The 11,808-nt window shown below is 62.6% G+C and carries 10 protein-coding genes; 3 read left to right on the forward strand and 7 right to left on the reverse strand.

The genetic code is table 11. The features are described from left to right. Positions 1–10: 10 nt before the first annotated feature. The 5 genes from VSR82_RS32695 to VSR82_RS32715 form a co-directional block, all read right to left on the reverse strand. Positions 11–1,099, reverse strand: a complete 1,089-nt coding sequence (locus VSR82_RS32695; RefSeq protein ID WP_176105179.1) for an alcohol dehydrogenase catalytic domain-containing protein — start codon at positions 1,097–1,099, stop codon at positions 11–13. A 40-nt stretch (positions 1,100–1,139) separates the two neighbouring features. Continuing rightward, a complete protein-coding gene (locus VSR82_RS32700) occupies positions 1,140–2,147 on the reverse strand; it encodes an ABC transporter permease (protein ID WP_498858395.1) in 1,008 nt (335 codons plus the stop codon). Continuing rightward, positions 2,134–3,654 (reverse strand): sugar ABC transporter ATP-binding protein, encoded by a 1,521-nt coding sequence (locus VSR82_RS32705; protein ID WP_498858396.1) that lies wholly within the window; start codon positions 3,652–3,654, stop codon positions 2,134–2,136. Before VSR82_RS32705 ends, VSR82_RS32700 begins: the two co-directional genes overlap by 14 nt. A gap of 62 nt (positions 3,655–3,716) precedes the next feature. Next, positions 3,717–4,670: a substrate-binding domain-containing protein gene (locus VSR82_RS32710; RefSeq protein WP_429458064.1), complete on the reverse strand. Its 954-nt coding sequence runs from the start codon at positions 4,668–4,670 to the stop codon at positions 3,717–3,719. A gap of 111 nt (positions 4,671–4,781) precedes the next feature. Next, complete coding sequence (locus VSR82_RS32715) at positions 4,782–5,759, reverse strand: AraC family transcriptional regulator (protein WP_410848552.1); 978 nt, start codon at positions 5,757–5,759, stop codon at positions 4,782–4,784. A gap of 427 nt (positions 5,760–6,186) precedes the next feature. On the opposite strand from VSR82_RS32715, the gene dalD reads away from it, so the two are divergent. The 3 genes from dalD to VSR82_RS32730 all read left to right on the forward strand — a co-directional run bounded on the left by dalD (position 6,187) and on the right by VSR82_RS32730 (position 10,187). Continuing rightward, a complete protein-coding gene (gene dalD / locus VSR82_RS32720) occupies positions 6,187–7,599 on the forward strand; it encodes a D-arabinitol 4-dehydrogenase (protein WP_429458060.1) in 1,413 nt (470 codons plus the stop codon). 81 nt (positions 7,600–7,680) lie between these two features. Continuing rightward, the gene (gene xylB / locus VSR82_RS32725) at positions 7,681–9,162 is read left to right on the forward strand and encodes a xylulokinase (protein ID WP_429458058.1); all 1,482 of its coding nucleotides are present in this window, start codon (positions 7,681–7,683) and stop codon (positions 9,160–9,162) included. 77 nt (positions 9,163–9,239) lie between these two features. Then, complete coding sequence (locus VSR82_RS32730) at positions 9,240–10,187, forward strand: sugar-binding transcriptional regulator (protein ID WP_176105172.1); 948 nt, start codon at positions 9,240–9,242, stop codon at positions 10,185–10,187. Between the two features lie 403 nt (positions 10,188–10,590). On the opposite strand, the gene VSR82_RS32735 is transcribed toward VSR82_RS32730, so the two are convergent. Together VSR82_RS32735 and VSR82_RS32740 are read right to left on the reverse strand one after the other, a co-directional pair. After that, the gene (locus VSR82_RS32735) at positions 10,591–11,052 is read right to left on the reverse strand and encodes a hypothetical protein (RefSeq protein ID WP_368584724.1); all 462 of its coding nucleotides are present in this window, start codon (positions 11,050–11,052) and stop codon (positions 10,591–10,593) included. Then, on the reverse strand, positions 11,049–11,808 hold a 760-nt coding region (locus tag VSR82_RS32740; RefSeq protein ID WP_498858397.1), incomplete at its 5' end, for a lytic transglycosylase domain-containing protein. The genes VSR82_RS32740 and VSR82_RS32735, both read right to left, overlap by 4 nt.

Below are 11,808 nucleotides of genomic sequence, written 5' to 3' on the forward strand. Positions count from 1 at the left end.
CGCACGCGATTTACGCGCGCGGCTTCATCAGCACCTTGATCGAGTCGAGCGAGTTCGCGATCCTGATCGCTTCGTCCCATTCTTCCAACGAAAAGCCGTGCGTGACGATGCCCTTCGACGTAACGAGTCCACGCGCGAGCAGATCGATCGCGATCGGATAGCAATAGGGTCCAAGATGCGCGCCGCGCACATCGAGCTCCTTGCGATCGCCGATCACCGACCAATCGAGTGTCGTATCCGCGCCGAACACCGAAAATTCGACGAAGCGTCCGAGCTTGCGGATCAGGTCCATCCCCTGGTTCACGCCGATCGGCGCGCCGGTCGTTTCAATATAGACGTCGCAACCGTAGCCGTCAGTCAGTGAACGAATGATCGCGAGCGCGTCGTCCTTCTGAGGATTGATCGTCACGTCCGCGCCATATTCGCGCGCGAGCGCGAGCCGCTCTTCGACGAGATCGATCACGACGAGCTTCTTCGGCGTCTTCAGATGCGCGACCTGCGTCATCATCAGACCGAGCGGCCCCGCGCCCGCGATCACGACGACGTCGTCGAGTTGCAGATCGCCGCGATTGACCGTGTGAATCGCGCAGGCGAGCGGCTCGATGATCGCGGCGTCTTCGAGCGAGATGCCGTCGGGAATCTTGTGGACGATCGCGGTCGGCGGAATTCGCATGTACTCCGCCATGCCGCCGTCCGCGACCTCGCGCTGAAAGCCGAAGATGTTGTGCACTTCGCACATCCAGTACTGGCCGGATTTGCAGTAGCGGCACTTGCCGCACGGCACGATCTGCTCGGCGATCACGCGCTCGCCTTTTTGCACGCCGAAGTGCTCGGCCGCGCCCTCGCCCAGTTCCTCGACATAGCCGAAGAACTCGTGGCCCGGAATCACCGGCGCCTTGACCCACGGGCTCGGGCCGCCCCAGAACATCTTCGCGCCCGAATGGCATTTGCAGTCGCTCGCGCAGATGCCGCACGCGGCGATGCGGATCACGAGTTCGTGCGCGCGGGCGCGTGGCTTCTGCACCTGCTCGACGCGATAGTCTTTCGGTGCATGACAGACGATGGCGGTCATGTTCTGCTGGTCGGATGGAGTCGTCATTGCATGGTCCTGCGATAAGAGGGATGTGGGGAAGTGAGCGTTACTTTCTGCGGTCGCGGCTGATATAGATCGCGAGCAGAATGATTCCGCCCTTGATCACGTTCTGCACGTATGGATTGACGCCGACCATGTTCAGGCCGTTATTCAGCACACCGAGTAACAGCGCGCCGATCAGCGTGCCGATGATCGAGCCGCGTCCACCGGAGATAGATGTGCCGCCCATCACGACGGCGGCGATTGCGTCGAGTTCGAAGCCAACGCCCGCGTTCGGCTGGCCGCTCATCAGACGCGCGGTCAGCACGATCGCGGCGAACGCGGACGTCAAGCCGACGAGCGTGTAGACGATCATCTTCACGCGCGCGACACGCACGCCGGACAAGCGCGTCGCCTGCTCGTTGCCGCCGATTGCATACACGTAGCGGCCGAACGGCATCCGTTCGAGCAGCACCCACGCGATCACATAGATCACCGCCATGATCACGACGGGCGCCTGGATGCCGAGTATCTTGCCGCTGCCGAAGAAGCTGACCCAGTCGGGCAGACCGTCGATCGGGTAGCCGCCGGTGTAGATCAGCGCGAGGCCGCGGGCGATACCCATCGTCGCGAGCGTGACGATGATCGGCGGCATACCGGCGAACGCGACGAAGAAACCGTTGGCCGCGCCGAAGCCGAGACCGACCGCGAGCCCGACCGCCAGCGCGGCCACCGCATTCATGCCCGCGACCATCAGCCCGGCCGACAGCGTGCCCGCGAGCGCCATCACCGAGCCGACCGACAGATCGATGCCGCCCGTCAGGATTACGCAGGTCATGCCGACCGCGATGATCGCGTTGATCGACACCTGGCGCAGCACGTTCTCGATGTTCGCGGCCGACAGAAAGCTGTCGCTCGCGAACACCATCACGATGCAGACCACCAGCAGGCCGATGAACGGATAGAACAGCGTCGAGCGTTTCAGCGCGGCCCACGTGAAGCGCACCGGCGCGCCCGGCGTGTCGCTGCTGACGGTCGAGGTTTTCGGCGAAGAGGAAGGATTAGGCATGTTCATGAGAAGCTCCAAGCGAACCGGCGGTCGCATAGGTCATCACGGCATTCGATTCGATCGCGTCGCCTTCGAGCAGCGCTTCGATGCGGCCCTGCCGGAACACGGCGACGCGGTCGCACATACCCACGATCTCCGGCAACTCGGACGAGATCATGATGATCGAGTAGCCGCGCGAGGTCAGTTCGCGCATCAGCAGATAGATTTCGGCCTTCGCGCCGACGTCGATGCCGCGAGTCGGTTCGTCGAAGATCAGGATGTTGGTGTGGTGATTGAGCCAGCGCGCGATCACGACCTTCTGCTGATTGCCGCCCGACAGCGTCGCGACTTCGGTGTGCATCGTCGGCGCCTTCACGCCGACGCGCTTCATGATGTCGGCGGTCGCGCGTGCCTCGCTGCGCTGGTCGATGAAGAAACGCAGCGAGCGGTACTTGCCGAGGTTGTTGATCGAGATGTTCTGCTTGATCGAGAAGTCCGTAATGAGCCCTTCCGTCTTGCGGCTCTCGGGCAGAATGCCGACGCCCGCGCGCAGCGCATCGGCCGGATCTGCAAGCTTCGCGGCCGTGCCGTTCACGCGAATTTCCTTCACGTACGCGCGCTCCGCGCCGATCACCGCGAGCGCGGTCTCGGTGCGCCCCGAGCCGACGAGCCCCGCGAAGCCGAGAATCTCGCCTTCGCGCAGCGTGAAGCTCAACTCGGGGCTGTCTTTGAACAACTGCAGGCGCACGACGTCGAGCACGACCTTCGCATCGGCGCGCGGCGCCGGCTTCGGCGGAAAGCTGCTTTCGATGCGGCGTCCCACCATCATCTGCACGAGCCGGCTCACGTCGGATTGCACGACCTCGGTCATGCCGACGTACTGGCCGTCGCGCAGCACCGTGATGCGGTCGCACACCTCGAAAATCTCTTCGAGGTGGTGCGAGATGAAGATCATCGCGACGCCCTGCTGCTTCAGTTCGCGCATGATCGTGAACAGAAGCGCTGCTTCGGCCGGCGTCAGCGTCGCGGTCGGTTCGTCGAGGATCAGCACGCGCGCATCGAGCGACAACGCCTTGCCGATTTCGACGAACTGCTGCTGCGCAACGGACAGTTCCCGGATCGGCACCGACAGATCGATCTCGACGCCAAGCCGCTGAAATATCGCGGCCGCCGCGCGCCGCATCCTGGCGCGTTCGAGCAGGCCGAAGCGGTTGCGCATTTCACGGCCGAGAAACATGTTCTCCACCGCGTTCAGATACGGAATCAGGCTGAATTCCTGAAACACGATACCGACACCTGCGGCCACCGCGTCGTGATAGTTCGCGAAGTGGCGTTGCTCGCCGTCGAGCGTGATCGTGCCTTCGTCCGGCTGATAGATGCCGCACAGAATTTTCATCAGCGTCGACTTGCCCGCGCCGTTCTCGCCGAGCAGCGCGTGAATCTCGCCGCGCGCGATCTCGAGGTGAATGCCTTGCAGCGCCTTCACACCGGGAAAGCTCTTGCTGATGTTGTCGAGCTTCAGAATCGTGTCCATCGCGTGTTCCTCTGCCGCGCACCGCCGCGCATGATCGTCACGCGCGGCGGCCTGCGTTTGCATTACCAGCTGAAGCCCTTCGCGTTGCTCCTGTCGATCATTTTCACGTCGACCGGAATCGCTTTCGGCACATTGGCGCCCCACTTCTTCGCGAGCGCGATGCCGAGCGCGATGCGCACCTGATCGGCCGGGAATTGCGCCGACGTCTCGACGAATTTCGAATTCGGCTTCTGGATCGCGGCGATCGCTTCAGGCGCACCGTCGACGCTCGTCAGCTTGATGTCCTTGCCCGACGATTCGATCGCCGACAGCGCACCCATCGAGCCGCCGTCATTCACGCTGAACACGCCCTTCAGGTTCGGATGCGCCTGGATCATGTTCTCGGTGACGGACAGCGCGGTCGCGCGTTCCTGCTTGCCGTTCTGCGTATCGACGAGCTTCACGCCCGGCGATTTCGCCAGCGCCGCCTTGCAGCCCCGCACGCGTTCGAGAATCGGCACGACCGGAATGCCGTCGAGAATCGCCACTTCGCCGCTGCCGCCGATCGACTTCGCGAGGTAGTCGCAAGCCATCACGCCCGCGTCGTAGTTCTTCGAGCCGACGAACGAATCGACCGGACCGTTCGCGTTCGCATCGACCGCGACCACGACGACGCCCGCCTTCTTCGCCGACGTGACCGCCGACTGGATGCCGGTCGAGTCGGTCGGATTGACGAGCAGGATGTCGATCTTCTTTTGCAGCATGTCTTCGACGTCGCTGACCTGCTTGCTGACGTCGTGATGCGCGTCGGTGACGACGACCGTCGCGCCGGTCGACGCGGCCGCGTCGTTCAGCGCTTTTTGCATCGTCACGAAGTACGGGTTGTTGAGTTCCTGGAACGTCATGCCGATTTTCAGCGGCGCGGCCTGCGCGGTCTGCGCAGCCGACACGGCGGCGAGCGACAAGCCGAACGCGAGCGCGGCGACGCGCCGCGCGACCATCATCGAAGGATTGAGCGAAAGAGTAGACGGCTTCATGGTTGTCTCCATTTTTTGAAGTGAGCACGCCCCCTCGCGCTGTGGGTGCACAGCGCGATCGATGCGTGTTGAAACGCGAGTGGACAAAAACAGCGGACTACCGGGCGGGCACTAGGTGACCGGATACGCGACGCCGCTACGCGGCAAGCCCGGCGCGAGCACGATCGCCGGCGCGTTGTCGATGCCCCGGCCACGCGCGGCCGCCTGCTCGGAAGCGTCGCGGCTCGCATCGTTGAGTTGCTGATAACGGCGGAACGTCGATGGCGCCATGCCCTTCATCGCGAGGAACTGCCGGTTGAAATTCGACAGGTTATTGAAGCCCGCCTTGAAGCAGATGTCGGTCACGCTCAGTTCGCCGTCGGTCAGCAACTGGCACGCGAGATTGATGCGCATGCGGTTCACGTACTGCACGAAAGGCAGCCCGGTATGGCGGCGGAAATAACGCGAAAAAGCGCTGACGCTCTGGCCGGCGAGTTGCGCAAGCTCCGACTCGCGCAATTCGTTCGAGAGGTTCTTGCCGATATACGCGAGCACATGATTGATGCGGGTTGCCGCGAAGCTGGTCGGGTCGGCCTGATACGCGGGACTCGCGAGCGTGTCGCGGTCCGACGCGTTCATCAGGATCTCGAGCATCGACATGAACAGCACGAGCCGGCGCAGTCCGCGCGCCGCGAGCAGTTCGAGAAAGAGCGGCTTGATTTGCGCCGAGGTCTCATGACCGAACGACAGGCCGCGACGCGCGTCGGCGAGCAGCGCCTCGACCTGCCGCCATTCCGGGAAACTCTCGAGACAGTTCGATACGAACTCCTGGCCGAACTGCACGACCAGATTGCGCTGCGCGACGCTCTCGCCTTCGGGCACGTCGCTGACCCAGTTGTGCGGCAGGTTCGGCCCCATCAGCACGAGATTGCCGGGCGCGAAGCTGCCGATGTGATCGCCGACGAACATCTTGCCGGTCGTCGCGACGATCAGATGGATCTCGTACTCCGGATGAAAGTGCCAGCGCACCGTGCGATACGGATAGCCATGCGACCACACTTTGAACGACTCGTCGTGACGTACGGCCACGATTTCGAGATCAGGTTGCACTGTCTGCCTCCATGGAGCGGCACGGGTGAGGCGCCGCCGATCTTGATCTTGTAAAGCGAAAAGTAACCGCCAAACGCGTTGGCGACCACTTAAAAAGAAACCGCGGACCGATACTTTTTTGCACTGGGGTTAATCCCGACGCGCGCAAGGTCAAATTTGATGCAATGCAATATGCGAGGCCCAGCGCGTTTTCGACCCTTCGGACGCCCGACGCTGCCGCAGCCCGCATGCCGCGCTGCGCCATCAAAACCCAGTTCCGTTGCCTTGACTTTCGTTTCGCCGGGTACGATCATTCGCTCACATACAGAGCAAATGCTCTGAACGCACAAAAACCCGCGCCACGAGCGCGGTGGACGTTTGCAACTACGTTGCATGGGACCAGAGCAAGCGCTGAAGCGCTAACTCTGGCCGACACCGGAGACACGACATGAACAGCGGGCAAGGCAGCGGCGCGGCCGCACACGTGATCCTGCACATCGGCGCGGGATCGTTTCATCGCGCGCATCAGGCGTGGTATCTGCATCGGCTGAACGAAGCGAGCGCGGCCAGCGAGCCGCACTGGTCGCTGACCGTCGGCAATATTCGCGGCGACATGAACCCGGTGCTCGAAGCACTCGCCGCGCAGAACGGCGTCTACACGCTCGAAACGGTCACGCCGCAAGGCCAGCGCGCGTACGAGACGATCCGCTCGATCGAGCGCGTATTGCCGTGGAGCGAAAGCCTCGACGGGCTGATCGAAGCGGGCTCCAACCCGGCCTGCAAGATCATCGCGTTCACCGTGACCGAAGGCGGCTACTACCTCGACGAACACGACCGGCTCGACACCGCGAACCCCGATCTCGCCGCCGACCTCGCCGGCGGCCACAAGACGATCTACGGCGCGCTCGCGGCGATTCTCGACGCGCGCGTGAAACGCGGCGCGGGCCCTGTCACGCTGCAGACCTGCGACAACCTGCGCAGCAACGGCGAGCGCTTTCATGCGGGCATGAGCGAGTTTCTCGAACGACGCGGTGCGAACGAACTCGCGCAATGGTTCGATGACAACACCTCGTGCCCGTGCTCGATGGTCGATCGCATCACGCCGCGTCCGACGCCCGACGTGCGCGAGCGCGTGAAGGCCGCGACCGGCGTCGACGACGCGAGTCCGGTGATGGGCGAAGCGTTCATCCAGTGGGTGATCGAAGACCGCTTCATCGCGGGACGGCCGGCCTGGGAGAAGGTCGGCGCGGAACTCGTCGATTCGGTGCTGCCGTACGAGGAAGCGAAGATCCGCATTCTCAACGCGACGCATAGCTGCATCGCGTGGGCGGGCACGCTGGTCGGCCTGAACTACATCCATGAGGGCACGCTCGACGCCGATATCCGCCAGTTCGCGTACGACTACGTGACCGAGGACGTGATCCCGTCTCTGACACCGAGCCCGCTCGATCTAGAACGCTATCGCGACGTCGTGCTCGAGCGCTTCAGCAATCCGCATATTCTCGATACGAACCAGCGCGTCGCCGCCGATGGCTTCTCGAAGCTGCCCGGCTTCATCGCGCCGACACTCGCGGAATGCTTCGAGCGCGGCGTTACGCCGGCGGCGACCGCGATGCTGCCCGCGTTGTTCTTCCGCTTTCTGGAGCGCTGGCACACGGGCAAGCTGCTCTATGCGTATCAGGACGGCGTGATGGACGAGCGCGTCGCGCACGGCTTTTTCACGGCGCCCGACCCGCTGCGCGCATTCGCGGCCGACCGGCTGCTGTGGGGCGGCATGGCGCAGACGCCCGAACTCGAAGCGGCGCTCGCGGGCGCGCTCGCGCGTGTCGACGCATGGCTCGCGAAACGCGGCGCGGCTTGACGAGCCAGGCTTAATGCGCATGACAGCGCGCGCGATGTGCGGATAAAGTAGCGCATCTCCAACGACGAAGGTTTCGCTCCCATGTACCTAGGCATCGACCTCGGCACGTCCGAAGTGAAAGTTCTGCTGCTCGCCTCCGATGGCCGCGTGATCGGCACCGCAGGCTCGCCGTTCACCGTTTCGCGTCCGCACCAGCGCTGGGCCGAGCAGAATCCCGAAGACTGGTGGGCGGGCACGCGCAGCGCGCTCGCCGGGTTGCGCGCGCGTCATCCCGACGAGTTCGCGCAGATTCGCGGCATCGGCCTTTCAGGGCAGATGCACGGCGCGGTGCTGCTCGATGCGGAGAATCGCGTGCTGCGGCCCGCGATCCTGTGGAACGACATGCGCAGCGACAAGGAATGCGCGGAGCTGACCGAGCGCGCGCCGGATCTACACAGCGTCGCCGGCAATCTGGCGATGCCCGGTTTCACCGCGCCGAAGCTGCTGTGGGTCGCGCGTCACGAACCGGAGATCTTCGCGAAAACCGCCTGCGTGCTGCTGCCGAAAGACTATCTGCGGCTGCAACTGACGGGCGGCAAGGTGTCCGATCCGTCGGACGCGGCCGGCACGCTGTGGCTCGACGTCGCGAAACGCGATTGGTCGGATTCGCTGCTCGCAGCCTGCAACATGACGCGCGCGCAGATGCCGGCGCTGCGCGAAGGCAGCGCGCCGGCCGGCACGCTGCTGCCGGAACTCGCGCGCGAATTCGGCCTGCGCGACGACGTGATCGTCGCGGCCGGCGGCGGCGACAATGCGACCAGCGCGATCGGCATCGGCGCGACGCAACCGGGCGACGGCTTCGTATCGCTGGGTACGTCGGGCGTGCTGTGCGTGGTCGGCGACAGCTTCCGGCCGAACCCGGCCTCCGCCGTGCACGCGTTCTGTCATGCGATCCCGGATCGCTGGCATCAGATGAGCGTGGTGCTGTCGGCGGCGAGTTGTTTGCGCTGGGTCTGCAAGCTCACGTCGACCGACGAGCCGACGCTGCTCGCCGAAATCGAGGCGCTGCCCGCCGAGGCCTTGACCACCGCGCCGCTCTTTTTGCCGTATCTGTCTGGCGAGCGCACGCCGCACAACGACCCCTACGCTCAAGGCGTGTTCTTCGGCATGACTCACGCCACCGACCGCGCGCTGCTGGGCTACGCGGTGCTCGAAGGCGTGACGCTCGCGCTGACCGACGGCCTCGACGCGCTGCGCGCGGCCGGCACCGAAGCGAAGGTGCTGTCGCTGCTCGGCGGCGGCGCACGCAGCGATTACTGGGCCCAGTTGCTCGCCGATGCGCTCGACACCGTCACCGTCAAGCATGGCGGCGGCGAAACCGGCGCGGCGCTGGGCGCGGCGCGTCTCGGCTGGCTCGCGGCAGGTGGCGAGCCGGCCACCGTGCTGACCAAGCCGCCCGTCGAAAAGGAGTTCACGCCGAATCCGCGTCGCCACGCGGAATTGCGCACGCGCCTCGAAGCGTATCGCGCGCTGTATCGCCACGTACGGCCGCTGTTCGATCCCGCGCGGGCACCGCTCGCCTGAGCGTCATCCGCGGCCGGCCTGCGCGACAGACGCGCCGCCGGCCGCTATCATCGGCACACTTCAAGCGAAATCTCATCGTGCCCAGGTCCACAGAAAAACTCGATCTTGCCACGCGCGCCGCGTGGCTTTACTACGTCGCGGGCAACACCCAGAACGAAATCGCCGAGAAGCTGCAGGTGTCGCGGCCAGTCGCGCAGCGGCTCGTCGCATTCGCCGTCGAAAAGAACCTGATCCGCGTGCGGGTCGATCACAAGCTCGCCGATTGTCTGTCGCTCGCCGATCAGCTGTCGAAGCGCTACGGCCTCAGCATGTGCGAGGTCGTGCCGATCGACGGCGATACACCCGAGGAACTCGACCGCAAGCTCGCGGTGGCCGGCGCGCAGGTGATGGAGCGTTATCTGACCGCGGAAAAGCCGATGGTCGTCGCGGTCAGCAGCGGGCGCACGCTGAAAGCCGCGGTCGATCAGATCGCGCAGCTGGACCGTCCGCAGCACCGCTTGGTATCGATGGTCGGCGCGATCGCGCAGGACGGCTCCTCGAACCGCTACGACGTCGCGCTGCACATTTCTGAAAAGACCGGTGGCAAGCATTTCCTGCTGCCCGCGCCGCTGCTCGCCGACAGCGAGGCCGAGCGCGCGCAGTGGTGCAATCACCGTCTTTATCGGATCGTCGAGTCACTGTCCGCGCAGGCCGACGTCGCGTTCGTCGGCATCGGCAACATCGGCATGACCTGTCCGTTGCACGAGGACGGCTTTATCACGGAAGGCGAGGTGAAGGAGTTGATGCACAACGGCGCGGTCGCGGAAATGCTGGGCCTGCCGATCGATGCGGCCGGCGCGCACGTCGAATCGCCGACCGGCCGGCGCGTGACGAGCATCGCGCTCGACGCGCCGCCACGCCGGCCGACCATCGGGTTTGCGGGCGGACAGCGCAAGCGTGAGGCGTTGATCGCGGTGCTCAAGGGTGGGTGGTTGTCGGGGCTCGTGACTGATGAGTTGTGTGCGCGGGCGGCGTTGGAGGCTTGAGGGGGATGAGTGGTGGTCGCGCATATCGCATCAACCCTCGAAAGCACCTCTAGCGTTTGCCGATCACAAAAAGGCACCACCCGGGCTGCGCAACAAGGGCCCGAAAAGGCAATTACCCAAGAAGACACAAAGGAGAAAAAAGCAATTTCTTCATCGTTTTAATCAGCTGCTAACGCCGCAACATGAAATCGAGGCTCGCTCCCCGCGTAGTACCGAAAGAGCATGACACATGTTCTGCGAGAAAAAGTATAGTTGTCATCGCGCGCCACGTGATTCATTCGTGCTGCACCTTGTCGAAATATGTTTCATCCTCGGGTGCGAGATTTTAACGACATTCGCATAAGCGATATTCAGCCGTTTGTTTTGCGTCGCAATCTCCGCCGCAAGAAAGCACTCCAACTGGTTAGTTGGTGCTCGTTACGTATTTCTCTCCGTCAAAAAAGTAACGCTTACGAACACTCTCCTCGGCAGTTCCGAAATCAATGTAAATGCCGACAAAGCCTCCGCGTGATTTCCCGGCAATCGCCACACTATAGCCACCAGTCGAAAGCATGAGTGACGGATTGCCTGTTGACGTTTTTTTCACTAGCCATATGGGACCCAGTGCCGCCCCCCATCCACAAGCCTGACTAGTCGTGACAAACCACGTAGATACCGAACTATCCGATGACAGTGGAATTTTTTTCCCTTGCATTTTGCAATTCAGCGACCCATAAGGTCTGAAGGAGATGTCTGATTCGATGGCTGAGCGAATTACTTCAGGGACCGGCCCAAGGTCTTGACTCTCCACGGATGCAAGAGGTTCGGAAGCGGATGCAAAACAGTTTGCACAGACCATCGCAAGAATTATCAGCATTGCTTTCATTGGCTACCTCGGTCCGCCACGTTAGAGCATATGTTATTCAGGATAAGATCAAATACTGGCATAACATGGGCCTCCGAAATTTCCTTTCCACCATAAGCCAGACTGGGGCCATCATGGTGATACGCGTAGGTCATCACAAAAACATTTCTGCCAATGGCCCCGGCGGCAATCGCAAGTCGCTTATTTTCCAAATAATGCCTCACCATCGCATCAGCACCTTGTTCTGCATCGAAACGCTGACTGTTTGTATCGATTCCATAGGCACTTGCTGTTCGGTCAACAAATTGACCCAATCCTGAAGCGGAAGTCGTTCCTGCGGCAGCATCTGGATTGAAGCCAGATTCGTGACGAGTCATTGCCAAAACCATCGCAATATCGTCCCTGCTCAAGCGATACTGACGACCTTTTTGAACCAAAAGATTTATGACCTTAATTTGAGATATTTTTGATGCATCTCCGCCCCTTCGGCTATTACCGGCAATTCGACCCGGCGAGATATCAATTGGGAGTCGATAGTGACTCCAACTCACGATTTGATTATCTTTATATGCCGGCGCCGGGTGAGGCACCCAAATCGCATCATAGTTGATACAACCACATGATTGCGTATTGATAAAATTCCCCACCAACCCGATCGGATTGATGTGATACACATCCGATCCGGGGAAGCCAGGGACGCCCGCCGCCACCTCGTCCCACCACACCAGCTTCGCGATGCGCTTCTTCTCCTCTTCATGCTCAGGCCTGTGTCCGGTG

The sequence above is a fragment of the Burkholderia sp. JPY481 genome (genome assembly GCF_038900515.1).
In the GTDB taxonomy this organism is placed as follows: Bacteria; Pseudomonadota; Gammaproteobacteria; order Burkholderiales; family Burkholderiaceae; genus Paraburkholderia; species Paraburkholderia youngii.